This is a genomic window from Qipengyuania sp. Mu-71 (assembly GCF_036867055.1).
Taxonomy (GTDB): domain Bacteria; phylum Pseudomonadota; class Alphaproteobacteria; order Sphingomonadales; family Sphingomonadaceae; genus Qipengyuania; species Qipengyuania profunda.
In genome coordinates this window covers 1,388,759-1,415,633 of record NZ_JBAJHR010000001.1, presented here as the reverse complement: position 1 = coordinate 1,415,633, position 26,875 = coordinate 1,388,759, and the positions used below count along the sequence as shown (strand labels likewise).

Here is a 26,875-nt window from a genome sequence, read left to right as displayed (position 1 = left end):
TCTAATCGCCTGATTTTTGGTGATTTCGTGAAGGTTGGACAATCAACTGGGGTCGCAGGTAGGGCAAGCCAAGGTCAGGCTGCCTGCTAGAAGATTCGCGTGAGCCCCGACCAAAAGCGGAATGGCCGCTAACGACCCGAAACCGGACATCATGCAGCGCGTGCGCGTAGGCTAGTCTCAAGTGTCCTCACTAGCTGAAATCCGGGGTAATTCAGCTTTGTGAATTTATGTCTGTAGTAGGCATTCCAGTAACTGGCCACGCGCTGCTTAGTCAGTTCCCAATAGTCACAATTTTCGGAGATAAATGAGATCATCGCGTCAACATTTGACGGAGTGGTCGCACCTGCGATGTCCTCGATGATCTCGACGACATACTCACCGATCAGGGTTACCACAAAGGGTGCAGACCATGGCTGCACCGCGGGTAGAAGTGATCGCAAAGCACGCTGCCGGTCAAAGCCGTTGGAACTCTGAGTTTGGAGACAGGCGGCCATTTGCGCGATGCGGCCGTCGTTCGAGGATGCGCTTTGGGCCTCGCTATATCGCAGCCGTCGCGGCACGAGTATTTTCTCTCCGCCAACTAGAAGGCTCACTTGTTTGGCCCATTGTCGTGGATCAAGAAGGCCATGGACCACCTTTCCGGCTTCGACCGCGTTTGTCCTCATCGACATGGGGAAGGCGTCTGCAAGCTGGCTGACGTCAATTTCAGTGAGCATCTGAGGGTGGTTCATAGCCTCGTTTGTCTAGCTTTCGCGATTTCCGCTTTCCACCCCAATTTCAGTCAAAGACCAACATTGGGATCTGCAGGAAAGCCGACATTTCAATTCGGGCTGGGCAATCCATCAAATCGCAAACACAATGGTTGGACATCGCCATGCGGGATGCGGCGGGTTTCCGTGGGGTGCTATGGTAGGTTGGACATCAGCAAAGCGCTGCTGCGATAGAATTCAGGCACTTCGGCCAGGGGTACCAAACTAAATCCTTGCGTATCGCAGGATAAACTGGGATTTCGGCGGTCGGATGATCGGGGTTCCTTCCTACCATGCAATCGCCGCGATGGGCATTACCATCGCGATGTTCATTGCCTTCGCGCGCGGGCGCATGTCGGTCGAGATCATCTCGCTGATGACGATCGCGGTGATTGCGGTCGGGCTGTATTTCTTCCCGCTGCCGGACACCCAGCCGACCGATGGCCTGAGCCTCGCCTTCTCCGGTTTCGGTCATTACGCGCTGATCACGATCTGCGCGCTGATGATCATGGGGCGGGGGCTGGTGGTTACCGGCGCGCTCGATCCGGCGGCGCGATTTCTCGAGCGATTGTTCAAGATCAACCTCCAGCTCGGGCTGCTGTTCTCGCTGGTGATCACCTTCCTGCTGTCGATGGGGGTCAACAATACGCCGGTGCTGGTGCTGCTGATGCCGATCTTCGTGCATCTCGCCATGCGCGGCGCGATGGCTGCCTCGAAAACGCTGATCCCACTCAACGCCGCCTCGCTGATGGGGGGCATGGCGACGACCATCGGCACCTCGACCAATATTCTCGTGGTATCGATCGCGGTGGATCTGGGCATGCCCGAAATGGGCGTGTTCCACTTCACGCCGATCGTGCTGGTCGCATCGCTGGTCGCGCTGCCCTTCGTATGGATCGTCATGCCACGCCTGCTCGGTGACAACCGCATCGAGGCAGTCCACGCCCAGCGGTTGTTCGAGACGCGGCTGCGCGTTACCGAAAACTCGATTCTCAACGGACGCGAATTGTCTGACCTGGGATCGCGCCTGCCATCGGGGATCGAGTTCCACGAAGTGCCCGTGGGCCTGCTGCGCCCACAGCACCGCCTGCGCATGACCGGCACGCATGAAGCGATCGAGGAAGCCATGGCGACCTTGCGCGGCGATGCGGCGCCCAGCTGGGTGATCGACCGTATCCGGCGCCGCTCGGGCGAGACCGGCACCGACATCGCGGTCGGCGAGATGATCGTGACGGCGGATTCGCGCCTGATCGGACGGACGCTGCCCAGTTCGGGCATCGCCGATCTCTATGGCGTCGCGGTGATCGGGACGCATCGCCCCGAACGGCTCGTGGGCGAGAAGGAACAGTTTTCCGAAGGCGGCGATCTGCGCTTCGCCGAGGGCGATGTGCTGCTGGTTATGGGCCTGCCTGACGACATGCAGCATTTCGCCCGCGCCGACAGCCTGTTGCAGCTCGAAGGCATGCGCGAACTGCCGCGCCGTTCGAAGGCCACGCTGTCGGCGGTGATCATGGGTGGTTCGATCGCGCTTGCCTCGGTCGGGCTGATCCCGATCGCGATTGCCTCGCTCGCGGGCGCCATCCTGATGTTCGTGACCGGCTGCGTGAAGTTCGACCGGGTCGGGCGCGGGCTGTCGGGCAGCGTCATTGTGCTGGTCGCAGCCAGCATCGCGCTTGGCCGGATCATCCTCGACAGCGGCGCGGCCGACTGGATCGGGACGGTCATGGCAGTGGGACTCGATTATCTCTCGCCTGCTGCCGCGCTGGCGGCGATCATGCTGGCGATGACCTTCCTCACCAATTTCGCGTCCAATGCGACTGCAGCCACCGTCGGCACGCCGATTGCTTTCGCCATCGCCAGCAAGCTGGACCTGCCGCCCGAACCGCTGGTGCTTGCCGTGCTGTTCGGCTGCAACCTGTGTTACGCGACCCCCATCGCCTATCAGACTAATATGCTGATCATGGCCGAGGGTTCGTACGAGTTCAAAGATTACGTCCGGACCGGGGTCCCGCTGGTGCTGATCATGGTCACCATGCTCTCGCTCGCGCTGGTGGTAACCTACGGGCTGTAGGCTTTCCTACGGCAGCTGGGTCTGCAAGATAGGCGTTCCGGAAAACCACCGCGCTACAGCGGCGGCGAAGTTTGCCCATGGACCCTGTTCCATGTGGTCCATCGTGTAGGGAGACCAGAACCCATGTCCAAAACCGTTCCAACAAGCCTTGCCGCGCTCGCAATGGTGCTGGCCGCACCCGCGCAGGCCAATGATCTGCGCAGCGATCTAACCGAGGACATGCCCGGCCTGATGGAGCTTTACCGCGATCTCCATGCGAACCCCGAACTGAGTTTCGAAGAGCATGAGACCGCGGCCAAGCTGGCGAAGCGGATGCGCGATCTCGGCTTCGAAGTAACCGAAGGGGTCGGCCGGACGGGGGTGGTTTCGGTGATGACCAATGGGGAGGGGCCGACCGTCCTGCTGCGCGCCGACATGGACGGGCTCCCGGTGGTCGAGCAGACCGGCCTGCCTTACGCATCGACCGTAACCGCCACCCCCGCCAGCGGGGTCACCACCGGGGTCATGCATGCCTGCGGGCACGATACGCATATGGCGGGCTTCATCGGTGCGGCGCAGCTGCTGGTCGATCACAAGTACAAGTGGCAGGGCACGCTGGTCATGGTGCTCCAGCCGGCCGAAGAAATCGGCCTGGGCGCGCTCGCGATGATCGAGGACGGGCTCTATACCCGCTTCCCCAAGCCCGACTATGCGCTGGCGTTCCACGATGCCGCAGCGCCCGCGCGGGCAGGCACCATCGGCTATACGCCGGGCTATGCCCTGGCCAATGTCGACAGCGTCGACATCACGGTGAAGGGTGTCGGCGGGCATGGCGCCTATCCGCACACCACGCGCGATCCCATCGTGCTCGCCAGCGCAATCGTGATGAAGCTCCAGACCGTCGTCAGCCGCAATTCCTCGCCGCTCGATCCGGCGGTCATCACGGTGGGCAGCTTCCATGCGGGCGCCAAGCACAATATCATCAGCGATGAAGCCAAGCTGCAGCTCACCGTGCGCAGCTATTCGGACGAGAGCCGCCAGCTGCTGCTCGACGGGATCCGCCGGGTCGCGCGCGGCGAGGCGATCACTGCGGGATTGCCTGACGATTTGATGCCCACAGTGACGGTCGAGAATCCCTATACCCCGTCCACCTTCAACGATCCCGAATTCAGCGAGAGCATCGCAGCCGGGTTCAAGCAGCGCTTCGGCGAGAACCGGGTAATGGAATGGCCCGCGGTCATGGGGGGCGAGGATTTCAGCCAGTTCCGCCGCGCCGCGCCCGAGGATATCAAGTCGATGATCTTCTGGATCAGCGGCACCCCGCAGCCGATGCTCGACGCGCTGAAGAACGACGGCACGTCGCTGCCTTCGCTTCATTCGCCCTACTGGGCTCCCGATGCGGAAAAGGTGATCGCAACCGGGGCCGAGGCGCTGGCCAGCAGTGCGATCGACCTGATGCCGCGCACCGGCAGCTAGGGCAGCAGGCAAAAATGTGGCCGCCGGAGCGTTGGGGACACTCCGACGGCCTATTCTCCTCCCCAGGAGAACTTGGTGTCAGGTCAGCCGTCCGCGGGGACGTAGGTGCCGAGGCGGTGGTGCAGCGCGTTGATCTTCGCCAGCTCCTCACGATCCTCGGTGGCCCGCGCATAATGCGTCAGCGCGGTGCGCAGCAGGCGGAAATCGGCGGTCGAGAACAGCGCCCGGGCGCGGCCCGGTTCGGTCTTCGGAGTGTCGTCTGTCATGGTCGTCATCCTTCCTCTCCTTAGGCGGCAGCGAACTGGTTCATGGTATTGTCCTTGCCGCCGGCCTTCAGGGCCGCTTCGCCGGCAAAGTAATCCTTGTGGTCGTCGCCCATGTCCGAGCCAGCCATGTTCTGGTGCTTCACGCAAGCGATACCCTGGCGGATTTCCTCGCGCTGCACGTTCTTGACGTAGCCGAGCATCGCCTGTTCGCCGAAATATTCCCTGGCGAGATTGTCGGTGCTCAACGCGGCCGTGTGATAGGTCGGCAGCGTGATCAGGTGATGGAAGATACCGGCACGCTTCGCGGCATCGGCCTGGAAGGTGCGGATCTTCTCGTCGGCTTCGGCGGCGAGTTCGGTGCCGTCGTAATCGATGCTCATCAGCCTGTCGCGATCGAAGGCCGACACGTCCTTGCCCGCTTCGGCCCAGGCGTCATAGACCTGCTGGCGGAAGTTGAGCGTCCAGTTGAAGCTGGGCGAGTTGTTGTAGACCAGCTTGGCATTGGGGATCACTTCGCGAACCCGGTCGACCATGCCCGCAATCTGCTCGACATGCGGCTTCTCGGTTTCGATCCACAGCAGGTCGGCCCCTGCTTCCAGCGCGGTGATGCAGTCGAGCACGCAGCGGTCTTCGCCGGTTCCGGGACGGAACTGGTACAGGTTGCTGGGCAGGCGCTTGGGCGCCAGCAGCTTGCCGTCGCGGCTGATGAAGACCTGGCCGTTCTTGATGTCGCCGGCATCGACTTCGTCGCAATCGAGGAAGCTGTTGTACTGGTCGCCGAGGTCGCCGGGTTCCTTCGAATAGGCGATCGACTTGGTCAGGCCGGCGCCGAGGCTGTCGGTGCGGGCGACGATGATCCCTTCGGGAACGCCCAGTTCGAGGAAGGCATAGCGGATCGCGCGGATCTTCTGGTGGAATTCCTCATGCGGCACGGTGACCTTGCCGTCTTGGTGACCGCACTGCTTTTCGTCGGACACCTGGTTCTCGATCTGCAGCGCGCAGGCACCGGCTTCGATCATCTTCTTGGCGAGCAGATAGGTCGCCTCGGCATTGCCGAAACCGGCGTCGATATCGGCGATGATCGGCACGACGTGCGTTTCGTGCTCGTCGATTTCCTTGATCAAGCGCTGCGTATTGACCGCGTCGTTGGCTTCCTTCGCCGCATCGAGTTCGCGGAACAGGCCGCCCAGTTCGCGGGCATCCGCCTGGTTGAGGAAGGTGTAGAGTTCCTCGATCAGGTTGGGGACGCTGGTCTTTTCGTGCATCGACTGGTCGGGCAGCGGACCGAATTCGCTGCGCAGCGCGGCAACCATCCAGCCCGACAGGTACAGGTAACGGCGCTTGGTATTGCCGAAATGCTTCTTGATCGAGATCATCTTCTGCTGCGCGATGAACCCGTGCCACGTGCCGAGCGATTGCGTGTAGTTCGCCGGGTCGCGGTCATAGGCTTCCATGTCCTCGCGCATGATCTTCGCAGTGTAGCGAGCGATGTCGAGACCGGTGCGGAAGCGGTTCTGGACGACCATCCGCGCAGCACTCTCGGCATCGATGGCACCCCAGGGCGCACCGTTGGCGGCGATGGTTTCATTCAGTTCACTGATCCGGTCCGAATAGGTCACGGGGGACACTCCTTGTCGTATTGGGGGCGTAATCGTTGACCCTGTTCTGTCGCACCTGGGTGCGGGATGACAGGAAAATTTACAAAGAAACTTGTCTAGAGTGGCGCCTTGAGGCTACCACGCCTGTAAAGCTGAAAAGAAAGTTACAAATGACCGAAGAGGCGCTCTTCGCCGGACCGGCGCTCCGCCGCTTGCGCAAGCGGGAGGGGCTGACACAGGCTGCCACTGCCGCACGGCTCGACATTTCCCCGAGCTACCTCAATTTGATCGAGCGCAATCAGCGACCGGTCAGCGCGCGGGTGATGATGCAGCTGGTCGAGCAGTTCGACTTCGATCCGCGATCGCTGCGCGAGGACGAGGCGATCGGCGGGATCGACGGATTGGCGCGGCGCTTCGCCGATGAACGCTTTGCCGACCTCGGGATCGACCGCGAGGAGCTGCAGGAATTCCTCGCGCTGGCCCCGCAAGCCGCTGCGGCCTTCGCCCGGCTGTACGACAGGGCAGGCACGGCGGGTGGCGCCACCGATGACCCGCTCTCCGCCTCGCGGCGCGAAATCGAGCGGTGGCGCAACCATTTTGCCGATCTCGACATGGCCGCGGAAGAACTGGCAGACGACATGCGCCTTTCGCGCGGCGATATCGGCCTCGCTCTGACCGAGCGTTTGCGCGAGCGGCACCAACTGTCGGTGCGGATCCTGCCCCGCGATGTGTTGCCCGACAGCCTGCGCCGGCTCGACCTCCATGCACGGCAGGTCCAGCTTTCCGAGATGCTCAGCATTCCCTCGCGCAACTTCCAGCTCGCGCTTCAGCTCGCGCAGCTTGAATTCGCCGGGGCAATCGACGCGGTCGCGAAGGGGGCACGCTTCGATGACGAGGTGGCGCGGGCGTTGTTCGCCCGGCATCTCAACGGCTATGTCGCCGCGGCGCTCCTCATGCCTTACGGCCGTTTCCTGCGCGCCTGCGAGGCCACCGGCTACGACCTCCCGGTGCTCGAACGCCGGTTCGGGGTCAGTTTCGAGCAACTCGCGCACCGGCTCACCACGCTGCAGCGCGTCGGCCAGCGCGGCCTGCCGTTCTTCATGGTCCGGCTCGACCGCGCAGGGCAGTTCTCCAAGACCTTTACCGGGGCCAGCACCGCGCTGTTCGTCGAATCCGATGCCAGTTGCCCGCTGTGGCACGCCCATCGCGCCTTCGATCGCGCAGGCGACTTGCAGGTGCAGTTCGTTGCGCTCGACAATTCGGGCGACCGCGACGGCGGGTGGTTGACCATGGCGCGCACGGTCGAGGGCAGCGGCGCACCCGGAGAAGCGCAATTCGTCGTGGCGGTGGGGATCGAAGCGGTGCTTGCCGCCGATCTCGCGCAGGCACGGGGCATTTCACTGCGACCCGACGATGCCCAGCCGATCGGTCCCGGGTGTGCCCGGTGTCACCGGGTCGGGTGTAGCCAGCGATCGCTGCCCCCGGCGGGCCGCAAGCTTGCCTTCGACACGGCGCGCCGCGGCGTTACGCCGTTCGAATTTGCGTCCGATTGAGCGTCATTCGCCCATTTGCGGGGAACCGCTGACGGATTTGCCGCGTTTTCAGCTCATTAGAGTCGCAGGGGCACACAATTATGACAGAAGAACGGATTACCGAAACCACCGATGCCGCAGGCAACACCCATACAACGCATACGGTCGTCGCGGACGGGGAAGGCCGCCGGGGCGGTACCAATTGGGTGCTGATCCTGCTGGTGCTCGGCGTCGCCATCGTCGGCTTCCTCTTCATCAACCAGATGAGCAGTGCCGAAGTGACCAAGGACAATGCCATTGCGGGCGCTGCCAATGAAGTCGGCCAAGCCGCCAACCAGGTGGGCGAAGCCGCTCAGAATACGGGCGAGGCGGTGGAAGAAGCCGTCACAAACTAAATTAAAGTAACGCTAGCGGAGGGCGGGGAGCTTGAGGGTTCCTCGCCCTTTTTCGTGCAAGTGTAAAATTTACCGACGGTTCATCCCTGTCTGCTAGTCAAGGTTTCCGACACCAGCAATTCGCGAGCCGGACTGAATGATCCGCCTGTTCAAGCACTACATCTCCTACAATGTCGTGCTGCTTTCCCTGATCGATCTCATGCTGCTTTCGCTCGCGGGCGAGGCGGCGTGGCGGCTGCGCGTTGCGCAGATCGGGATCAGTGCTGGCCAGTTCTCGGATCGCGTGCTCGAAATCGGCGGCTTTGCCGGGGTGATCTGGCTGGCGATGATCGCGGTCGGGACCTATGGCCCCGAGGCATTGCGATCAATGCGCTTCGCTACCGCGCGGCTGCTGGTCGCGGTCAGTCTAGGCGTGCTGGCGATCTCGCTGATGAACTTCTTCTTGCCCGGATCGGCGCTGTGGCGCTCGGTCCTGCTCTACGCGATGGGCATTGCGATTGCCTTCCTCATAGCCAACCGGATTCTCGGCAGCAGAATGCTGGGCGTGGAGGCATTCCGCCGGACCATCCTCGTGCTCGGCGCGGGCCCGCGGGCGGAGCGGCTTGAACGGCTTTCGCGCCGCCCCGACAGCGGCTTTGCGGTCGGCGCCTTTGTCGCAATGGGGGAATCGGAACCGACCATCGGTACCGCGGTCCCGCGCGAATCGATTTCGGACCTCGGCCGGTTCGTCGAGCGGGTAGGGGCGAGCGAAGTGGTTCTTGCACTGCAGGAACGGCGCAATTCACTGCCGCTCAAGGACCTGCTGAGGGTCAAGACCAAGGGCGTCATGGTCAGCGATTTCTCGAGCTTCCTCGAGCGCGAATTGGGCCGTGTCGATCTGGATACACTCAATCCCAGCTGGCTGATCTTTTCCGATGGGTTTTCATCCGGGCGGCGATTGTCGAGTATCGGCAAACGCCTGTTCGACATTCTCGTCAGTCTGGTGATCCTGATCGTCGGTCTGCCGCTGGTCGCGATCTTCGCCATATTGGTGAAGCTGGAAAGCAAGGGGCCCGCCTTCTTCCGCCAGACCCGGGTCGGGCTCTATGGCCAGGAGTTCACGCTCGTCAAACTGCGCTCGATGCGCACCGACGCCGAGGCGGATGGGGCCAGATGGGCGGATAAGGACGATCCACGCATCACCCGGGTGGGCCGCCTGATCCGCACCGTGCGCATCGACGAACTGCCGCAGGTGTGGAGCGTGCTGAAGGGGGAGATGAGTTTCGTCGGCCCGCGGCCCGAAGTGCCCGCTTTCGTGGTCGATCTCGAGAAGGAACTGCCATTCTATGCCGAGCGCCACATGGTCAAACCCGGCATTACCGGTTGGGCGCAGATCAATTATCCCTATGGCGCCAGCGTCGAGGATTCGCGCCAGAAGCTCGAATACGACCTGTATTATGCCAAGAACTACACGCCCTTCCTCGACATCATTATCCTGCTGCAAACCGCGCGGGTGATCATCTGGCCTGAAGGAGCGCGCTGATGGGCTGGATCGCAAGCTTTTCCTATATCGCCTATTCGATCGGCGCGGTCATCTGCGCGCTGGCGGCGATCTGGATCGGGCGCAAAGGCGATACGCTGCGCGCCGACCGTACGCCCGCAGTCGTCGCGCTGGCGCTGACTGCGAACTGGTGCTTCGCCGCGGCCAGTTTCGAGCCGGGCCGGCCGATCGTCGAACTAACCGAGATCGCCCGCAATCTCGCGTGGCTGTTCATGCTCTTTCGCCTGTTCGCCAATGACGGGCGCGACGAGACGCTGCGACTGGTCCGTCCGGCGGTCTTCGCCCTGGGCTTTGTCGAGGTACTCCAATTCGTCCTGCTGCTGATCGCGCGGCGCTATGCGGTGACGCCCGAACTGACCGCGCTGACTTTCGAAACCGCAGCGCTGTTCCGCGTGATGGTTTCGGTGGGCGCGCTGGTGCTGCTGCATAATCTCTATGCCGGCGCCGCGGCCTCCTCGCGCCAGATCCTGCGCTGGAACGCAGCTGCGCTAGCCGGGATGTGGGCCTTCGATCTCAATTACTTTACGATCGGCTACATCACCGGCGCCTTGCCGGGGGAACTCGCCGCGCTACGCGGGGTGGCTGCCGCCCTGGTGGCCGTCCCGTTCGCGCTGGGCTTCAACAGCCGGTCGCCCGATCTCGAATTCCGTCCGTCGCGAGCGGTGACCTTCCGCTTTCTCTCGCTGCTGGTGATCGGGGGCTATCTCGGCCTGATGCTGGGGCTCGCCCGCTGGCTCGACATGCTGACGGGCGATCTCGCGCGGATGACACAGGTCGGCCTGATCATCACTGCCAGCGCATTGGCGCTGATCTGGCTCCCGTCGGATCGGCTACGCGGCTGGCTGCGGGTCACGGCGATCAAGCACCTGTTCAAGCACCGCTACGAATATCGCAACGAGTGGATTCGCTTCACCGATACGATCGGCACCACCGGCTTCGACAACATCAGCCTGCAGGAACGTACGGTGAAAGCGCTGGCGGATATCACCGACAGTCCTTCGGGCATCCTGCTCGTGCCCGACGAAGACGGCTCCTTCGAGCTGGCGGCGAACTGGCGGTGGTCGAATGCCGAGATTCCGGCTCGCGCCGCACCCGCCTCGCTCGGCGTCATTCTCGAAAGCAGCGAGTTGATCATTGCGTTCGACGAAGTGCGCGACGGGGTGGACCATCGCGGAGAGCAGGCCGCGGTGCCCGACTGGATGCGCAACGACCCGCGCGCTTGGGCGGCGGTACCGCTGCTCCACTTTGACCGCCTGGTCGGCCTCGTCATCCTGTCGCGCCCGCTGATCGAGCGCCGGCTCGACTGGGAAGATTTCGATCTGCTGTCGGTCGTCGGTCGCCAGCTGGCCAGCTACCTCGCGGAACAGGCCGGACAGGCTGCGCTGCTCGAGGCGGGGCGCTTCGACGAATTCAATCGCCGCATGGCTTTCGTGATGCACGACATCAAGAACCTGTCGAGCCAGATGTCGCTGCTGCTGCGCAATGCGGAAAAGCATGCCGACAAGCCCGAGTTTCGCAAGGACATGCTGGTGACGCTGCGCAGCAGTGCGGACAAGCTCAACACGCTGCTCGCGCGGCTCGGACGCTATGGTCCGCCGGGAACCGAGAAAGCACGCCAGTTCGATCTTGCGGAAACGGCGCGGCAGGCCGTCGAACGGCTGGGCAAGGTCCATCCGGTGGCGGTGCTCCGCACCGAGCCGGTCGCGGTCGAGGGCAATCCCGACGCGCTCGATCAGGCGCTGGTGCATCTCATCCAGAACGCGATCGATGCGAGCGATGCCAACAGTTCGGTCATGCTCGAGGTCTATAGCGATGGCGTTTCGGGCAAGGCGACGGTGATCGACAATGGGCGCGGCATGTCACCGCAATTCCTGCGCAACGGCCTGTTCAAGCCGTTCGTCTCCTCGAAGCCCGGAGGCTTCGGCATCGGTGCGTTCGAGGCACGTGAATTGATCCGCTCGATGGGGGGACGATTGGATGTCGAATCGCGCGAGGGGTTGGGGACGCGGTTTACCATCAGCCTGCCGCTTAAATCGGCGACAACCATTATTGGACGAAGCCAGTCGGCAGAGGGGAATGAGGTCGCGTAATGGGGGAAACCAAACCCAAACTGCTCATCGTCGAGGATGACGAGGGCCTGCAGGCCCAGCTCAAATGGGCCTATGACGACTTCGATGTCGTGATTGCCGGGACCCGTGCGGAAGCGCTGACTGCCCTGCGTTCGGAGGAGCCTGCGGTGGTCACGCTCGACCTCGGCCTGCCGCCCGATCCCGACGGGACCAGCGAGGGCTTTGCCGTGCTCGAAGCGATCATGGCGATGAAGCCCGACACCAAGGTTATCGTCGCCTCGGGCCATGGTGCCCGAGCGAGTGCGCTGCGCGCGGTGGAGCAGGGCGCTTACGATTTCTACCAGAAGCCGCTCGACATCGACACGCTTGGGCTGATCGTCCAGCGCGCATACCGGCTGCATCAGATCGAGAATGAGAACCGCCGTCTCGCGGAAAAGGTCGGCGAAGACCGGACGGTGCTCGGCTCGATGGTCACCGCGGCTCCGGAAATGGCCAAGGTTGCGCGGACGATCGAACGGGTGGCACCGACCAATGTTTCGGTCATGCTGCTCGGGGCAAGCGGGACGGGCAAGGAATTGCTGGCCCGCGGCGTCCACGATTCGAGCAACCGCCGCGACGGCGCTTTCGTCGCGATCAATTGCGCGGCGATCCCCGAAAACCTGCTCGAGAGCGAATTGTTCGGGCATGAACGCGGCGCATTCACTGGCGCGGTCAAGATGACCGAGGGCAAGATCGAACTGGCCGACGGGGGCACGCTGTTCCTCGACGAGGTCGGTGACATCCCGCTGCCCTTGCAGGTGAAGCTGCTGCGGTTCCTGCAGGAGCGCACGATCGAGCGGATCGGCGGACGCAAGCAGATCCCGGTCGACACGCGCATCGTTTGCGCGACGCATCAGGATCTCGAATCGATGATCGGTGCGGGCACGTTCCGCGAAGACCTGTTCTACCGGCTTGCCGAAATCGTCGTGAAGGTGCCGACGCTGGCCGAACGCCCGGGCGATGCAGTGCTGCTGGCCAAGCATTTCGTCACGCGCTTCGCCAAGGAGATGAACCCGCAGGTAAAGGGCTTTGCGCCCGATGCGCTGGCGGCAATCGATGGCTGGAGCTGGCCGGGCAATGTGCGCGAGCTCGAAAACCGGATCAAACGCGCGGTTATCATGGCTGATGGCAAACTGGTGTCTGCCGAAGATCTGGACCTGACGCAGGATGCCGCGGATGGCGGCGATATCGCCCTCAACCTCAAGGCGGCGCGCGAACAGGCGGACCGGCGGATGATCCGGCAGGCGCTCGCCCGCAGCGAAGGCAATATCTCGAACACCGCCAAGCTTCTCGGGATCAGCCGGCCGACCTTGTACGATCTGCTCAAGCAATATGACCTTCAGGCGTGATCCCGGACTGATCGTAGCACTCGCATTTGCCCTTGCGACGCTGGCGGGATGCGAGCAGGCAGGGTCGGACCGGCCGTTGTTGGAGGAGGCGCGGCTCCAGCTGGAGCGGGGCGATGCCCTCGCGGCGCAGGTCCAGCTCGAACAGGCGCTCGCGACAGGCACTCCGCGCGAGGAGCTTGCAGCGCTGTTCGGCGAAAGCGCGCTCTTGACGGGCGATCTGGGGGTTGCGCGTGAGTGGCTCGGCCCGGGCGAGTTTTCGGAGGGCAGCGCCGCGGCAGGCTTCCAATTGCTGGGCCGTCTCGAAATGGCGGAAGGCAATCTACCCGCAGCGGGGGCCGCCTTCGACCGATCCTATCGGGTCGAACCGGACAATGCCGGGCTGTGGGTTGACATCGGTCGCCTGCGGTATCGTGGAGGCGAGCAATTCGAAGCCATCGCCGCCGCCGAACGCGCATTGTCGATTGATCCGAATGATGCCGAAGCGCTGCGTTTTCGCGGGCAGCTCGCACGCGATGCGCAGGGGCTTGAAGCGGGGGCCGAATTGCTGGGCAGGGCCCTCGAACGCCAGCCGCAGAATATCGAACTGAGAGTCGAATACGCCGCCACGCTTGGAGATGCCGGTCGTGCGCGCGACGCGCTACGGGTCCTGCGTGCCGAGGGTGGGCGCGCGGCCTCCACTCCGCGCGGCATGTTCGTCCAGGCGGTGATCGCTGCGCGGGGTGGAAACTTTCGATCGGCTCGCGACTTGCTCGCGCGATCCGGGCTGGCGAGCGACAATGTCGCCTCTGCCCTTCTGCTTTCGGGGCTTATCGCGCTCAACGATGGGAATCACGCGAGCGCGGCGCTCACGTTCGATCGCCTCCACCGGCACCAACCCGACAATCGCCGCGTGCGCGATCTGCTCGCCTATGCGCTGTACCGCAGCGGCGGTGAACGCGAATTGGTGCATCGCTTCGCTGCGCCCGCGTCGAATGGCGCGGGGTCGACCTACCTGCGCATGCTGGTGGGTCGGGCCTACGAGGCGCTTGGCGAGCGTGAACGTGCAGCCAAATTCCTCGATCTGGCGGCATTTGGTCCGTCCGAGCTTGCTGTCCTGCCCGGCCTCACGCCGCGCGCGTCGCTTGCCGTCTCCCCTGACATGGGCGGGTTGGAGATACGCGATTACGTTCGCCATGCGATTGCGAGCGAAGATGCCGTGGCCGCCGTCGGCAGGGCCCGCAGTTTCGCGCAGCGCTCTCCCGGTTCGGGCGATGCGCAGGCCATTCTCGGCGATGCTGAGTTCGCTCGCGGCGACAAAGCTGCTGCACGCGCGGCCTATGCACGATCGGCGCTGGTGCGGCGGTCATGGCCGCTGACATTGCGGCTCGCAGCGGCGCAGGGGGACGCCGCCGAGACCCGCCGTCTGCTCGAGAGCTATGTGCGCGACAATCCCATGAATGCAGAGGCCGCAGCGCTTCTCGCCGATGCTTTCGCGGCCGCAGGGGATTGGGAGCGCGCTGTGCAATTGCTCGATCATGCCATGGCTCTCGGAATGGCGCGCGTTCCCTGGTTGCTTGCTGCGCGCAGCATCGCTGCTGGGGAGCTCGAGGATAACGACGCGGCGCTCGATTACGCGCTCGCGGCGCATGAACTGCAGCCGATGAACCCGATGGCGATTGCCGCCTTGATCGATGCGCTGCCCGAAAGCGAGGAGGCGGCAAGAAGCGAGCTTGAAACGAAACTCCGTTCCGTGTCCGCGAGCACGCGCTGAGGAACTCGACAAGCTTGCACGGTAGAGGCAAGGGCCGCGCATGACGCTCCGAACTGTTTTTGCCGATCCCATGGTGCGGATGCTGGTCGCCGCCATCCTGCTTGCCGCCCTCCTGCCCGCCACCGGTACCGCGCGAGGGGTGGCGCAGGCAGTGGCCAATGCTGCGATTTTCATCCTGTTCCTGCTCAACGGCATGCGCATCGCGCGCCGCGATATTGCTGCTGGCATTGCCAATTGGCGTTTCCTCCTGCCGCTGGTCCTGTGGGTGTTCGGCGCGATGGCGCTGATCGGTGCCGCGCTGGCCGCACTGGGGCAGGTCTGGCTCGCCCCCTCGGTCGCGCTCGGGTTCCTGTATCTGGGTACGCTGCCTTCGACTGTGCAATCGGCCACCTCCTACACCTCGCTGGCGCGGGGCAATGTGGCGCTATCGGTGGTCGGTGCCGCGCTGCTCAATATCCTCGGCGTCTTCATCACTGTGCCGATCTTCCTCGCGCTGGGCGGTAGCGGAAGCGGGGCGGTGGGCATGGATGTGATCGGCAAGATCATGCTGCTGCTGATCCTGCCGTTTGCGATCGGTCAGGCGCTGCAGGGGTTTACGGGCGCCTTCATCGCGGCGCACAAGCCCAAGATCGCCTGGGTCGACCGGATCGCCATTGCAGCAGCGATCTATGTCGCGTTCTCGGGCGCGGTCGAGCAGGGCATCTGGACCCGGGTCGACGGAGTGGACTGGCTGGTGATCGCCGCGCTGGTGGCCGCGTTCCTGGCCGTGGGCAATCTAGGCGCGTGGCTGGCGGGCGGTGCGCTGCAGCTCGAACGCTCGGACCGCATCGCCTTCCTTTTCGCCGGCGCGCAAAAGAGCGCGGCGGTCGGCGCGCCCCTGGCCACCATCCTGTTTCCGCCCGAAGAGGCCGGCTTCATCGTTATCGCGCTATTGCTCTACCACTTCTTCCAACTGGTGGTGGCAGCGCCGATCGCTAGTCGGCTGGCGCAGCATCCTCCTGCGGATGACGCCGGTTGTAGCGCACCGACCACCACAGGCTGAGCCCGATCAGGATGGCCCCGATCAGCCCGGTAAGGGTCTCCGGGATATGCACCTTGGCCGAGACGAGCATGATTCCGCCGAGCACGATGATCGCCCAGAAGGCGCCGTGTTCGAGGAAGCGATAGGCCGCCAGCGTGCCCTTGCGGACGAGGTGGATCGTCATCGAACGGACGAACATCGCACCGATCGACAGGCCCAGCGCAATCACGATCATGTTGTTGGATAGCGCGAAGGCCCCGATCACCCCGTCGAAGCTGAAGCTGGCATCGAGCACGTTGAGATAAAGAAAGCCGCCCAGGCCGCTACGCACGACTGCGCCCTGCAGCTTGGCGGCCTCTTCCTTCATCTCGAGGATCGCATTGATGCCTTCGACCGCGATGAAGGTAACCAGCCCGAGGATGCCGGCAACGAGGAAGGTCAGCGCCTCGTCAGGTGCAAGCGTGGTCGAAATGCCCCACAGCACCAGCAGCAGCAGCGCGATCTCGGCCGCGGGCAGCGCGGCGAATTTGGCGAGCTTGCGCTCGACCACCGAAATCCAGTGGACCTCCTTGTCGAGGTCGAAAAAGAACTTGAGCCCGACCATCGCGAGGAAGGCGCCGCCGAAGCCGGCAATGCCGACATGGGCGGAGGATACGATCCGCTCATATTCGCGCGGATCGTTGAGCGAGAGATTGACCGTCTCGACCGGGCCGAGCCCCGCCGCGATGGCGACGATCGCCAACGGGAAGACGATGCGCATGCCGAACACGGCAAAGGCGATGCCCCAGGTCAGGAAGCGGCGCTGCCAGACCTCGTCCATCTCCTTGAGGACCGAGGCGTTGACCACCGCATTGTCGAAGCTGAGCGATATTTCCAGCACCGACAGGACCGCGACGATCCATAACAGCGATAGCGTACCGGTAACCGAAGCGGTGCTGACCCAGCCGTACCAGACGGCGAGGCCAAGACAGAAAATCGTGAAAACGAACGAGAATCCGTAGAAGCGCCAAAGCGTTGCCATGTGTAGAAAGGTCCTGCGTTCAGCGCTTGGGCTGGTAGGTCTGGTCTTCGGTGGGGAAACTGCGCGCGCGCACTTCCTCGGCATATTGCACCACGGTCTGTTCGATGACCCCGGCGATATCGGCATATTTCTTCACGAAGCGCGGGACGCGATCGAACATGCCGAGCATGTCCTCGGTCACCAGCACCTGCCCATCGCATTGCGCGGAGGCGCCGATCCCGATGGTCGGGCAGGCCACCGCCTGCGTCGCTTCGATCGCGATCGGTTCGAGCACGCCTTCGAGCACGATGGCGAAGGCCCCGGCCTCGTCCAATGCCTTGGCGTCGCCGACGATCTTCTCCGCTTCGGCATCGCTGCGCCCGCGCGCGGCATAGCCGCCCAGTACATTGACCGCCTGCGGGGTCAGCCCGACATGGCCCATCACGGGGATGCCGCGCTGGTTGAGGAAGGACACGGTCTCGGCCATCTGCTCGCCGCCTTCGAGCTTCACCGCGGCGGCGCCCGATTGCTTGAGCAGGAAGGTCGCGCTCTCGAACGCCTGCTGGGGCGATTGTTCGTAGGAGCCGAAGGGCATGTCGACCACGACCACCGAGTGGTAGCTACCGCGCACCACGGCGGCGGCATGGTTGGCCATCATGTCGAGCGTAACGGGGATCGTCGTGGGCAGACCATAGATCACTTGCGCCAGCGAGTCCCCGACCAGCAGGATGTCGCAATGCGCGTCGAGCAATTGCGCTTGCCGCGCAGTATAGGCGGTCAGCATCACCAGCGGTTCGCGCGTCTCGCCCGCGGTCTTGTGCGCGCGGATCTTGGGCACCGTCAGCCGTTTCATCGGCTGCGGCGTGGGATTGGCCCGGCTGGTGCTCGTATCGAGCTGGAAAGTCGTCGACATGCGGCACCCACTAGCAAGCGCGTGGAAGATGGCAAAGCGAAGCTTGGCATCGCGGGGTATTGCGTGTCTAAGACGCGCTTGTGACGCGCGAGCAGGGATCGCCGCGGTTGGAGAGGAACAGTCTGAACATGGTCGCTACCACGACTTCGACGGGCGAGGGATGGTCCTCGCGCAAGGCGTTTATTCTCGCGGCGGTCGGGGCCGCAGTGGGGCTTGGTAATATCTGGCGTTTCCCGACGCTGGCGGGCGAAAGCGGGGGCGGGGCCTTCGTTATCGTCTATATCGCCTGCGTCTTCCTGCTCGGCCTTCCGCTGGTGCTGTCGGAAATCTTCATCGGCCGCGTGGGGCAGACCGATGCGGTCGGTTCGATCCGCCGCGTGGCAACGCAATCGCAGGCTGCGCCGGGCTGGTCGATCTTTGGTGCGATCGGGGCGCTGGCGGCTTTCCTCATCGTGGCGTTCTATTCGGTCGTCGCTGGCTGGGTCCTCTATTACGCCGGCGTAATGGGCGCCGATTTGGGGCAGGCGATCATGGCCGGCGATCCGTTCCGCGGCGCGCTGGCGGGCGAAAGTCGCGAACAGATCCAGCAGCGGCTGGGCGACATGTTCGCCAGCCCGGGCCTGCTGCTCGGCATGCATTTGCTCTTCATGGGGCTGACGCTCTTTATCGTCGCGCGCGGTGTCAGTTCGGGGATCGAGAAGGCCGCGACCTATCTCATGCCGGTGTTCTTCGTGCTGCTGTTCGGCCTCGTCGTCTATGGCGCGATCGAAGGTGACATCGGCGATGCGGTCGCGTTCCTGTTTACCCCCGACTGGTCGAAACTTACTCCGCAGGTGATGAATTCGGCGCTGGGCCAGGCGCTGTTTTCGCTCTCGCTCGGCGTGGCGGGGCTGATTACCTACGGCTCCTACATCAAGGAGGGCAGCGCGCTCGGCCCGACCGCCGGGCTTATTGCGGTGGCGGATACCTGTGTCGCCCTGCTCGCAGGCCTGATGATCTTCCCGATCGTCTTCGCGGTCGGGCTCGATCCGGCGGCGGGGCCGACGCTGGTTTTCCAGACGCTGCCCTTTGCCTTCCAAACCATGCCCGGCGGCGCGCTTATCGGCTTCCTGTTCTTCGTGCTGATCCTGGTTGCTGCGGTTACCAGCTCGATTTCGCTGCTCGAAGTGCCGACCGCCTATGGCATCGGCGAGCGCGGCTGGAGCCGGCACAAATCCGCGCTGATCTTCGGCACGGGGTCGTTCCTGATCGGGATCGCCTGCCTGCTCGGCTACAACGTCTGGTCCGATGTCCGTCCGCTGGGCTTCTGGAGCCTGTTCGCGGAAACCGACATCCTCGACACGGTCGACGGGTTCACGGGCAAGGTCATGCTACCCGTGGGCGCGCTGCTGACCTCGATCTTTATCGGCTGGAAAGCGGACGAAACGCTGCTGCGCACCACCACCGGGCTGACGCCGTGGGCCTTCGGCCTGTGGCGCTTCCTGATCGCCTGGCTATGCCCGATCGCGGTGGCGGTCATTCTCGTCACCGGGCTGTTTCCCTCGATCCTCGGCGGCTGATGCAGAATCCCTCTTCCTGCTAGCTGGAAAGCCGCGTATTCGGCGCGCTTCCGGCTGGCGGAGCAGGGTAGTCCTGCGGCGGGCCTGGGGAGGCCGCAGGCCGCATGATTTTCGACAGGGTAAAGCCGCTGGATGCAATCCTCGCGGCTGCTGAGAAGAAGTCGCTCAAGCGTTCGCTGGGCGGGATACAGCTGATGCTGTTCGGCATTGGCTGCATTATCGGGACGGGTATTTTCGTACTGACGGCCGCGGGCGCGCAAAAGGCGGGGCCGGGATTGATGCTCGCTTTCGCGATTGCGGGGGCGGTCTGTGTCGTTGCCGCGCTGTGCTATGCGGAAATCGCGTCGACGATCCCCGTGTCGGGTTCGGCCTACACCTATACCTATGCGACGATGGGCGAATTCCTTGCCTGGACCGTGGGTTGGGCGCTGGTGCTCGAATACGCCATTGCGGCCAGCGCGGTTTCGGTCGGCTGGTCGGGCTATTTCGTGGGCAGTATCCTCGACGAGACGCTGGGCGTCACCCTGCCGAGCTGGCTTTCGGCAGGGCCGCTCGCGCTGGGCGGTGCGGAGGGCGGGCTGATCAACCTGCCGGCCATGGTCATCGCCTTGCTGATTACCGGCCTGCTGATCATCGGCACCAGCGAGAGCGCCAAGTTCAACGCGGTGCTGGTGACGATCAAGGTCACCGCGCTGACCGCGTTCATCGCGCTGACGCTGACCAGTCCCGCCTTCGAGGCGGAGCGGTTCAATCCCTTCCTGCCCGCAGGCGTGTTCGGGGGTTTCGGTTCGGGGCTGGGGGCGGTCGGTGCGGCGGCAACGATCTTCTTCGCTTATGTGGGCTTCGACGCGGTCTCGACCGCGGCGGAGGAAACGAATGATCCGCAGCGCAACGTGCCGCTCGGACTGGTCGGCTCGCTGTTGTTCTGCACGCTTTTCTACATCCTCGTTGCGGCGGGGGCGATCGGGACCATCGGCGGCCAGCCGATCATGGGGCCGGGCGGCATACCGTTCCCCGCGGGGTCGGAAGAACTCGCGCGTCAGTGCCTCCTCCCGGTTCACGCGGATGCGCTGGTCTGTTCGAACGAGGCGCTGGCGCATGTGCTGCGCCAGATCGGCTGGTCGGGCGTGGGCAATGTGCTGGGAATAGCCGCCTTCCTTGCGCTGCCATCGGTCATCCTCGTGCTGCTGTTCGCGCAGACGCGCATTTTCTTCGTGATGAGCCGGGATGGGTTGCTGCCCGACTTCCTCAGCCGCGTGCACCCGCGTTGGCAGACGCCGCATGTGGTGACGGCGCTGACGGGGATTGTGGTGGCGGTGGGCGCGGCGTTCTTCCCGGTGGGCCAGCTGGCCGATATCGCCAATGCGGGGACGCTCTATGCCTTCGCCATGGTGGCGGTGGCGGTGATGGTATTGCGCCGCCAGCGGCCCGACGTCCATCGCCATTTCCGCGTGAAGGCTCTGTGGTTCGTTGGCCCAGCTACGATCCTGGGCTGCCTGTTCCTGTTCCTCAACCTGCCGCGCGGGGCGATGATCGTCCTTCCGGCGTGGAGCGCTATCGGCCTGCTCGTCTACTTCCTCTACAGCCGCAGGCGCAGCCACTTGGGGCAGGGGATCGTCGAAGTGGTCGATGCCGTGGCGGGTGAGGAGACAGCTATCCCGATCCACCCACCGCGCCCGCGCGACTGATGCGCGTTTGATCCCATATTGAGCAGAAAAGGGCCGCGCTCCGTTTGGAACGCGGCCCTTTTTGCTTGGGATCGGATTAGATTAGAGATCGACGGCTTCGGTGTGGCGTTTCTCGGCCTCGTCGTGCACGGTCATGCCCAGTGCCATCTTGGCAGTGTTGAGCAGGCCGATGTCGCCATCCCAGATCTCGGCATTCCCGAGGTCCATGCGCAGGAAGAGGATGTCGGGATCGTCCTTGCCGCCATCGTACCATGCCTCGACGAAATTGCTCCAGAACTGGTCGAAGCGTTCCTGGCTAGTTTCGCGCGTCAGCGTGCCGTCGAAGCGGGCGAAGAGTTCGTGACCCTTGCTCTCGAAGGTCGCGGTGGCGCGGCCGAGCTTGGCGAAATCGCTCTTGGTATGGGTGAAGAACCAGATCGAGCTATTGGCATCCTTGTCGAGCTGCGGGCTCATCGGGACCGCGGTCGCGCTCTGGCCGTCGAGCTGGAGGAAGAGGAAGGGCGAATCGGCCAGCGCCTTCCAGAACTTGGTCTTGAGTTCGTCGGGGTTTCCAGCAGCGTGTTTCATGGGTGTCTCCTTCAAAGGGTGTTGCCAGACCAATGAATGAAGCGCCGGTTCGGTCCCGGTCTGCGACGACGGGAGAACCCGCTGCGCCGAATTGCGAATCGATCCGATATGGAACATAGTAGGAACATTCGAGTCGTTCCCTTATGTCCCAGCCCGATCTTGCCTCCCTGCCGCTCATGGCCTTTGAAGACGTCGCCGCGCTATCCGCGCGGCGCAATGCGCGCTGGCGCCCGGGCCTGGCGGCAAGCCGGGGGCTGGCACTGCACAATGAAGTGTTCGCTTCCTCGCACGAGGGGGCAGGGGCGGGTGCTGCGCTGGCGCTGGCGCTCGACGACTGGCGCACTCTGCCGCGCGGGGATGGCTGCGAGGCGCAGGACCGGCGCAGCGTGCTGTGGGTCCAGACGCGCGAGGCGGCGCGGCGTACAGGGCGGCCCTATCGCGCCGGACTGCCGGAGTTGTTGCAGGGGCGAGTGATCCACGTGCTCGCGGAAAAGGCCGAAGACGCGCTCTTCGCACTGGAGGAGGGGCTGCGCTGCCGCGACCTCGCCTTCGTGGTGGGCGAGATTGCGGGCAACCCCAAGGCGCTCGATTTCACGGCTTCGCGCCGCCTGACGCTGGCGGGGGAAAAACATGGCGTACCGCTGTTCCTCGTCCGGATCGATGCGGCGCGCGACCTGTCCTCGGCGCGGATGCGGTGGGAGGTGACCTCGGCCCCTTCCGCTGCGCCGTACTGGAATGCGCAGGCTCCCGGCGCGCCGCGCTGGCAGGCCGAACTGTTCCGCGCCCGCGCGCATGCGCCGGGCGAATGGCTGCTGGCCGAAGATGAGGGCGATCTCACCGCGAGCAAGGCCCATGGCGCAGACGACGCAACACTTGGCAATTGGGCGGCGGGATTGCGCCAGCGGCACCCGCTGCTCCGGGCGTGAGTATGCTGCAGAAGGGTGGCTCCTGCACCCGCCGCATCCTGTCGATCTGGCTTCCCGCGCTGGCGATGGATCGCTGGCGCATGGCAAAAGGAGAGCAGGCCGAGGCGCTCGCCGCCCGGCCGCTGGTGCTGATCGCCGATACCGCGCATGGGCCACGGATCGAAGCCAGCAATCGCGCTGCTGCCGAGGCGGGAGCGCGAGCGGGAATGATGCTCGCCGATGCGCGTACGCTCTGCCCCGAAATCGCTACCGCGCCGAGCGATCCGGCGGGCGATCTCGGCTTTCTCGAGACCCTGGCAATCTGGGCGCAGCGCTGGGGGCCGTGGTCCGCGCTCGACCCGCCCGACGGGCTGCTGGTCGATGTGACCGCGGTGGCGCATCTCTTCGGCGGCGAGAACCGGCTGCTTGCCGATGTGCAGCAGGCCTTTGCCCAGCGACAGCTGGCGGTTCGCACGGCGATTGCGCCAACCGCCGGGGCCGCCTGGGCGCTGGCGCATCATGGCCGCGACGGGGCTATCGTCGAGGGGGCCGAAGCGATCGAACGCGCCCTGTCCGATCTGCCCGTGGCCGCGCTGCGGCTCGACCAGGATGTGGTGACCGTGTTGCGCCGGCTGGGGCTCAAGCGGCTGGGCGAGATCGCGACCCTGGGGCGCGATGCGATCCAGCGCCGTTTCCGCAATCGCAAGTCGCCTGCCGCCAACCCGCTGGTCCGGCTCGACCAGCTGCTCGGCCGCGTGCCCGAACCGCTGCTGCCCGTGGTTCCGCAGCAGGTGCCGCTAGTCCAGCGGCGCTTGCTCGAACCGATCCGCCATCGCCAGTTGCTCGATACGGTGGTCACCGATCTTGCCGGGGACATGGCGCGCGAGCTCGAGGGGCAGGGGCAGGGTGCCCGGCGTCTCGAACTGGGGCTGTGGCGCGTCGATGGCGAAGTGGTGGTTCGCCAGCTCGAACTGGCGGCCGCGACACGCGATCCGGCGCATATCGTCCGGCTGTTCGCGGCGCGGCTCGACGATGTGGATGCCGGGTTCGGGATCGAGATGCTGCGCCTGCGGGCCAGCTGGGCGGAACCGCTGGCACTTGCCCAGGACGATATCGAGACCGCGGCGGAAACCCACGGCACGTCGCTGGCGGCCTGTATCGACCGGCTGACCGTCCGTCTCGGAGCGCAGGCGGTTACCCGCCCCGTGCCCTTTGCCAGCCATATTCCCGAGCGCGCGCAGCGCTGGCAGCCGCCGCTCGAACCCGAGGCATCCTCGCAAGGGCAGCTCGCTTTCCATGCGCGCCCGCTCAAGCTGCTCGACAGTCCCGAAAGCATTGCCGTGCTCTATGCGACGCCCGATGGCTATCCGCAGCGGTTTCGCTGGCGCGGGCAAGTGCACGAGGTGGCGCGGGTTGAAGGGCCCGAACGCATCGCGCCCGAATGGTGGCGCGAACGCGGCGGCGCGCGGTTGCGTGACTATTACCGGATCGAGGACGAAGCCGGCCGGCGGTACTGGATCTACCGCCTGGGCATCATCGGCGATGGCCGGGGCGGCCCTCCCGACTGGTACCTGCACGGTTTGTGTGCCTGAAACCGCCTCGATGCATCATTCGACATTGGCAGGGGGCTGTGTGGAACATATATAGAACGAATGGCTACCCAAACCGTCCTTCAGAAGCTCGAGATTCTCGCCGACGCGGCAAAATACGACGCTTCCTGCGCGTCCTCGGGTACGGCCAAACGCACCAGCATGGGCGGTAAGGGAATCGGTTCGACCGAGGGGATGGGCATCTGCCATGCCTATGCACCCGATGGCCGCTGTATCTCGCTGCTCAAGATACTGCTGACCAATCACTGCGTGTTCGACTGCCATTACTGCGTCAACCGCAAGAGTTCGAACGTCGCGCGGGCGCGGTTCACGCCGCAGGAAGTCGTCGATCTCACGCTGTCCTTCTACCGGCGCAATTACATCGAGGGACTGTTCCTGTCCTCGGGCATTGTGAAGAACTCGAACCACACGATGGAACAGCTGGTGGAAGTCGCCCGTATCTTGCGGGAAGAACACGATTTTCGCGGCTACATCCATCTCAAGACCATTCCCGAGGCCGATGCCGAGATCGTCCACCAGGCGGGGCTTTATGCGGACCGTGTATCGATCAATGTCGAACTGCCGACCGACAGCGGTCTCACCCGGCTCGCGCCCGACAAGGATGCGCGGCAGATCGAAGGCGCAATGGGCCGGGTCAAGAGCGACATAAGCGAACTGAAAGACGCCAGAAAGCGCTTCAAGCACGCGCCGCGCTTCGCCCCCGCGGGCCAGTCGACGCAGATGATCGTCGGCGCCGATGCGGCGACCGATGCCGATATCGTCGGCAAGGCGAGCCGGCTGTATGACAATTTCCGCCTGCGCCGCGTCTATTACAGCGCCTTCTCGCCGATCCCCGATGCCAGCGCGGTACTACCGCTCAAGCGCCCGCCGCTGATCCGCGAGCACCGGCTGTACCAGTCCGACTGGCTGATGCGGTTCTACGGCTACAAGCCGGCCGAGGTGATGCAGGCGACCGAGGCGGACGGGAACCTGCCGCTCGACATCGATCCCAAGCTCGCTTGGGCGCTCAAATTCCGCGAACAGTTCCCGGTCGATGTCAACCGCGCCACCAAGGAACAATTGCTGCGTGTCCCCGGGCTGGGGGTGAAGGCGGTGGGCAAGATCCTCGCCAGCCGGCGCCATCGCAATCTGCGGCTCGACGATGTGGCGCGGCTGACGCTGTCGGTCACCAAGGTGCGGCCCTTTATCTGCACCGTCGATTGGCGCCCCGTCATGCTGACCGACCGTGCCGACCTGCGCAGCCTGCTCGCGCCCAAGACCGAGCAGCTCGAGCTGTTCACCGCATGAGCGCTCTCCAGCATCTGCAAGCTGGCACCTATCACGTGGTCCACCTGCCCGAGCCGGACGATTTCGAGTTCTGGCGCGAGCAGGCCCGCACGCTGGTGCAATGCGAGGTCCCGCCCGATCGTATCGCCTGGGTCGAGCCGGGCGGCAATGGCGACCTGTTCGCGGCTGCACCGGCTGCGGGAAGCGAACGGGGTATGCCCGTCTCGCCCGCCGATGCGCGGCTGGTGCGCGCGAGCAAGCGCTTCGTGACGCTGGCGCGCAATGCCATCCTCCATTCCGACCCCGAGCGGTTCGCGCTGCTCTATCGCCTGCTGTGGCGGTTGCAGGCGAACGGGCGGATCATGGAGGACAAGGCCGATCCCGATGTGCGCCGGGTGGAGGAACTGGCCAAGAACGTGCGCCGCGACAGCCACAAGATGCATGCCTTCGTCCGCTTCCGGCTGGTGGAGAACGAAGAGGGGGAAGGCGGCGAGCATTACGTCGCCTGGTTCGAACCCGATCACCATATCCTGCGCGCCAATGCGGGCTTCTTCATGCGGCGCTTTGCGAACATGCGCTGGTCGATCCTGACCCCGCGCGGTTCGCTGCACTGGGACGGGACGACCATGTCCGAAGGCCCGCCGGCCGAGCGGTCCGATGCGCCCGAAGGGGATCCGACGGAAGATCTGTGGCGCAGCTATTACGCCTCGATCTTCAATCCCGCGCGGCTGAAGATCGGCGCGATGCTCAAGGAAATGCCCAAGAAATACTGGAAGAACATGCCCGAAGCCGCGCTCATCCCCGAACTGGTTGCGGGCGCGCAGAACCGCGAGGCGCAGATGGTCGACAAGGGCAAATCGCTGTTCGCGGACGGGCTGGAGGACCGGCCCGATACGCTGGCGGCGATCGACAAGGCGATTCATGCCTGCCGCAAATGCCCGATCGGCCAGCTCGATAACCATGCGGTGATGGGCGAGGGGCCGGACGATGCCGCGCTCATGATCGTGGGCGAACAGCCGGGCGACCAGGAGGATTTGGCGGGGCGGCCTTTCGTCGGTCCCGCCGGGCAATTGCTCGATGTGCATCTGGAAAAGGCCGGGATCGACCGGCGCGGCGCCTATGTCACCAATACGGTGAAGCATTTCAAATATGTCCAGCGCGGCAAGCGGCGACTGCACCAGAACCCGGGCGCAAAGGAAATCGACACCTGCCGCTGGTGGATTGAAAGCGAACGCGCGATCGTGCAGCCCAAACTGGTGCTGGCCATGGGCGCCAGTGCGGCGCGCGGGATGCTGGGCAAGACGGTCAGCATCACGAAGGCGCGGGGCCGCCCCATCCCGCTCGAGGATGGCAGCGAACTGTGGGTCACCGCGCATCCGTCCTACCTGCTGCGGCTCGATGGGCCTGCGCGGGAGGAACAGGCGCGCCTGTTCGATGCCGACCTTGCCGCGGTGCGCACACGGCTCGCGGAACTAGCCGCGCCATGATGCCCTCAACTTCTCTCGTCACCCCCGCGAAGGCGGGGGTCCAGCC

General features: G+C 64.4%; 21 protein-coding genes. 15 read left to right on the top strand and 6 right to left on the bottom strand.

Annotated features, from left to right (window positions below; translation table 11 throughout):
* Nucleotides 1-149: 149 nt before the first annotated feature.
* On the bottom strand, nucleotides 150-731 hold the full coding sequence (locus tag V6B15_RS07005; RefSeq protein WP_334200571.1) for a hypothetical protein: 582 nt from the start codon (nucleotides 729-731) through the stop codon (nucleotides 150-152).
* Nucleotides 732-1,020: 289 nt separating this feature from the next.
* Here V6B15_RS07005 and V6B15_RS07000 point away from each other — a divergent pair, with 289 nt between their 5' ends.
* Nucleotides 1,021-2,820: an SLC13 family permease gene (locus tag V6B15_RS07000; protein WP_253516269.1), complete on the top strand. Its 1,800-nt coding sequence runs from the start codon at nucleotides 1,021-1,023 to the stop codon at nucleotides 2,818-2,820.
* A gap of 123 nt (nucleotides 2,821-2,943) precedes the next feature.
* Complete coding sequence (locus V6B15_RS06995) at nucleotides 2,944-4,275, top strand: amidohydrolase (protein WP_334200570.1); 1,332 nt, start codon at nucleotides 2,944-2,946, stop codon at nucleotides 4,273-4,275.
* 83 nt (nucleotides 4,276-4,358) lie between these two features.
* Here the strand turns inward: V6B15_RS06995 and V6B15_RS06990 are convergent, their stop codons facing one another.
* Entirely contained in the window at nucleotides 4,359-4,541 is a 183-nt protein-coding gene (locus V6B15_RS06990) for a hypothetical protein (RefSeq protein WP_253522912.1), read from the bottom strand.
* Nucleotides 4,542-4,561: 20 nt separating this feature from the next.
* Nucleotides 4,562-6,160: an isocitrate lyase gene (locus V6B15_RS06985; protein WP_334200569.1), complete on the bottom strand. Its 1,599-nt coding sequence runs from the start codon at nucleotides 6,158-6,160 to the stop codon at nucleotides 4,562-4,564.
* A gap of 149 nt (nucleotides 6,161-6,309) precedes the next feature.
* Here V6B15_RS06985 and V6B15_RS06980 point away from each other — a divergent pair, with 149 nt between their 5' ends.
* The 7 genes from V6B15_RS06980 to V6B15_RS06950 all read left to right on the top strand — a co-directional run bounded on the left by V6B15_RS06980 (nucleotide 6,310) and on the right by V6B15_RS06950 (nucleotide 15,855).
* On the top strand, nucleotides 6,310-7,692 hold the full coding sequence (locus tag V6B15_RS06980) for a helix-turn-helix domain-containing protein (protein ID WP_334200568.1): 1,383 nt from the start codon (nucleotides 6,310-6,312) through the stop codon (nucleotides 7,690-7,692).
* Between the two features lie 80 nt (nucleotides 7,693-7,772).
* A complete protein-coding gene (locus V6B15_RS06975; protein WP_334200567.1) occupies nucleotides 7,773-8,066 on the top strand; it encodes a hypothetical protein in 294 nt (97 codons plus the stop codon).
* A gap of 136 nt (nucleotides 8,067-8,202) precedes the next feature.
* The gene (locus tag V6B15_RS06970) at nucleotides 8,203-9,588 is read left to right on the top strand and encodes a TIGR03013 family XrtA/PEP-CTERM system glycosyltransferase (RefSeq protein WP_334200566.1); all 1,386 of its coding nucleotides are present in this window, start codon (nucleotides 8,203-8,205) and stop codon (nucleotides 9,586-9,588) included.
* Nucleotides 9,588-11,696, top strand: a complete 2,109-nt coding sequence (prsK, locus tag V6B15_RS06965) for an XrtA/PEP-CTERM system histidine kinase PrsK (RefSeq protein WP_253516195.1) — start codon at nucleotides 9,588-9,590, stop codon at nucleotides 11,694-11,696. Before V6B15_RS06970 ends, prsK begins: the two co-directional genes overlap by 1 nt.
* Nucleotides 11,696-13,063, top strand: coding sequence for a PEP-CTERM-box response regulator transcription factor (gene prsR / locus V6B15_RS06960; protein ID WP_320180363.1), 1,368 nt, complete (start codon nucleotides 11,696-11,698; stop codon nucleotides 13,061-13,063). Before prsK ends, prsR begins: the two co-directional genes overlap by 1 nt.
* Nucleotides 13,047-14,813: a tetratricopeptide repeat protein gene (locus V6B15_RS06955; RefSeq protein ID WP_334200565.1), complete on the top strand. Its 1,767-nt coding sequence runs from the start codon at nucleotides 13,047-13,049 to the stop codon at nucleotides 14,811-14,813. Before prsR ends, V6B15_RS06955 begins: the two co-directional genes overlap by 17 nt.
* Before the next feature lie 40 nt (nucleotides 14,814-14,853).
* Nucleotides 14,854-15,855: a bile acid:sodium symporter family protein gene (locus tag V6B15_RS06950; protein WP_334200564.1), complete on the top strand. Its 1,002-nt coding sequence runs from the start codon at nucleotides 14,854-14,856 to the stop codon at nucleotides 15,853-15,855.
* Here V6B15_RS06950 and V6B15_RS06945 read toward each other — a convergent pair.
* Nucleotides 15,788-16,855 (bottom strand): DUF475 domain-containing protein, encoded by a 1,068-nt coding sequence (locus V6B15_RS06945; protein WP_334200563.1) that lies wholly within the window; start codon nucleotides 16,853-16,855, stop codon nucleotides 15,788-15,790. The two genes, V6B15_RS06950 and V6B15_RS06945, sit on opposite strands and share 68 nt — an antisense overlap.
* 19 nt (nucleotides 16,856-16,874) lie before the next feature.
* Complete coding sequence (gene panB / locus V6B15_RS06940; RefSeq protein WP_334200562.1) at nucleotides 16,875-17,747, bottom strand: 3-methyl-2-oxobutanoate hydroxymethyltransferase; 873 nt, start codon at nucleotides 17,745-17,747, stop codon at nucleotides 16,875-16,877.
* Nucleotides 17,748-17,875: 128 nt separating this feature from the next.
* Between panB and V6B15_RS06935 the strand changes: the two genes are divergently transcribed.
* Nucleotides 17,876-19,306 (top strand): sodium-dependent transporter, encoded by a 1,431-nt coding sequence (locus V6B15_RS06935; RefSeq protein ID WP_334200561.1) that lies wholly within the window; start codon nucleotides 17,876-17,878, stop codon nucleotides 19,304-19,306.
* 104 nt (nucleotides 19,307-19,410) lie between these two features.
* Nucleotides 19,411-20,994: an amino acid permease gene (locus V6B15_RS06930; protein ID WP_334200560.1), complete on the top strand. Its 1,584-nt coding sequence runs from the start codon at nucleotides 19,411-19,413 to the stop codon at nucleotides 20,992-20,994.
* Between the two features lie 81 nt (nucleotides 20,995-21,075).
* Here the strand turns inward: V6B15_RS06930 and V6B15_RS06925 are convergent, their stop codons facing one another.
* Nucleotides 21,076-21,561, bottom strand: a complete 486-nt coding sequence (locus tag V6B15_RS06925) for a pyridoxamine 5'-phosphate oxidase family protein (RefSeq protein WP_334200559.1) — start codon at nucleotides 21,559-21,561, stop codon at nucleotides 21,076-21,078.
* 176 nt (nucleotides 21,562-21,737) lie between these two features.
* On the opposite strand from V6B15_RS06925, the gene V6B15_RS06920 reads away from it, so the two are divergent.
* From V6B15_RS06920 to V6B15_RS06905, 4 genes are read left to right on the top strand one after another with little or no spacing between them, the layout of a single operon-like run.
* On the top strand, nucleotides 21,738-22,487 hold the full coding sequence (locus V6B15_RS06920; protein WP_334200558.1) for a hypothetical protein: 750 nt from the start codon (nucleotides 21,738-21,740) through the stop codon (nucleotides 22,485-22,487).
* A 2-nt stretch (nucleotides 22,488-22,489) separates the two neighbouring features.
* Nucleotides 22,490-24,058 (top strand): DUF6504 family protein, encoded by a 1,569-nt coding sequence (locus V6B15_RS06915; RefSeq protein ID WP_334200557.1) that lies wholly within the window; start codon nucleotides 22,490-22,492, stop codon nucleotides 24,056-24,058.
* Between the two features lie 60 nt (nucleotides 24,059-24,118).
* Nucleotides 24,119-25,363 carry a putative DNA modification/repair radical SAM protein gene (locus V6B15_RS06910; protein WP_334200556.1) on the top strand — a complete coding sequence of 415 codons (1,245 nt, stop codon included), beginning with the start codon at nucleotides 24,119-24,121 and terminating at the stop codon, nucleotides 25,361-25,363.
* Nucleotides 25,360-26,829, top strand: a complete 1,470-nt coding sequence (locus V6B15_RS06905) for a UdgX family uracil-DNA binding protein (protein WP_334200555.1) — start codon at nucleotides 25,360-25,362, stop codon at nucleotides 26,827-26,829. Before V6B15_RS06910 ends, V6B15_RS06905 begins: the two co-directional genes overlap by 4 nt.
* Nucleotides 26,830-26,875: the final 46 nt, after the last annotated feature.

Coding starts and splice junctions, on each gene's coding strand:
- V6B15_RS06935 (WP_334200561.1), top strand. CDS start 17,876: ATGGTCGCTACCACGACTTCGACGGGCGAGGGATGGTCCTCGCGCAAG.
- panB (WP_334200562.1), bottom strand. CDS start 17,747: ATGTCGACGACTTTCCAGCTCGATACGAGCACCAGCCGGGCCAATCCC.
- V6B15_RS06930 (WP_334200560.1), top strand. CDS start 19,411: ATGATTTTCGACAGGGTAAAGCCGCTGGATGCAATCCTCGCGGCTGCT.
- V6B15_RS06945 (WP_334200563.1), bottom strand. CDS start 16,855: ATGGCAACGCTTTGGCGCTTCTACGGATTCTCGTTCGTTTTCACGATT.
- V6B15_RS06955 (WP_334200565.1), top strand. CDS start 13,047: ATGACCTTCAGGCGTGATCCCGGACTGATCGTAGCACTCGCATTTGCC.
- V6B15_RS07005 (WP_334200571.1), bottom strand. CDS start 731: ATGAACCACCCTCAGATGCTCACTGAAATTGACGTCAGCCAGCTTGCA.
- V6B15_RS06950 (WP_334200564.1), top strand. CDS start 14,854: ATGACGCTCCGAACTGTTTTTGCCGATCCCATGGTGCGGATGCTGGTC.
- prsK (WP_253516195.1), top strand. CDS start 9,588: ATGGGCTGGATCGCAAGCTTTTCCTATATCGCCTATTCGATCGGCGCG.
- V6B15_RS06905 (WP_334200555.1), top strand. CDS start 25,360: ATGAGCGCTCTCCAGCATCTGCAAGCTGGCACCTATCACGTGGTCCAC.
- V6B15_RS06975 (WP_334200567.1), top strand. CDS start 7,773: ATGACAGAAGAACGGATTACCGAAACCACCGATGCCGCAGGCAACACC.
- prsR (WP_320180363.1), top strand. CDS start 11,696: ATGGGGGAAACCAAACCCAAACTGCTCATCGTCGAGGATGACGAGGGC.
- V6B15_RS06925 (WP_334200559.1), bottom strand. CDS start 21,561: ATGAAACACGCTGCTGGAAACCCCGACGAACTCAAGACCAAGTTCTGG.
- V6B15_RS06970 (WP_334200566.1), top strand. CDS start 8,203: ATGATCCGCCTGTTCAAGCACTACATCTCCTACAATGTCGTGCTGCTT.
- V6B15_RS06915 (WP_334200557.1), top strand. CDS start 22,490: ATGCTGCAGAAGGGTGGCTCCTGCACCCGCCGCATCCTGTCGATCTGG.
- V6B15_RS06920 (WP_334200558.1), top strand. CDS start 21,738: ATGGCCTTTGAAGACGTCGCCGCGCTATCCGCGCGGCGCAATGCGCGC.
- V6B15_RS06995 (WP_334200570.1), top strand. CDS start 2,944: ATGTCCAAAACCGTTCCAACAAGCCTTGCCGCGCTCGCAATGGTGCTG.
- V6B15_RS07000 (WP_253516269.1), top strand. CDS start 1,021: ATGATCGGGGTTCCTTCCTACCATGCAATCGCCGCGATGGGCATTACC.
- V6B15_RS06910 (WP_334200556.1), top strand. CDS start 24,119: ATGGCTACCCAAACCGTCCTTCAGAAGCTCGAGATTCTCGCCGACGCG.
- V6B15_RS06990 (WP_253522912.1), bottom strand. CDS start 4,541: ATGACAGACGACACTCCGAAGACCGAACCGGGCCGCGCCCGGGCGCTG.
- V6B15_RS06980 (WP_334200568.1), top strand. CDS start 6,310: ATGACCGAAGAGGCGCTCTTCGCCGGACCGGCGCTCCGCCGCTTGCGC.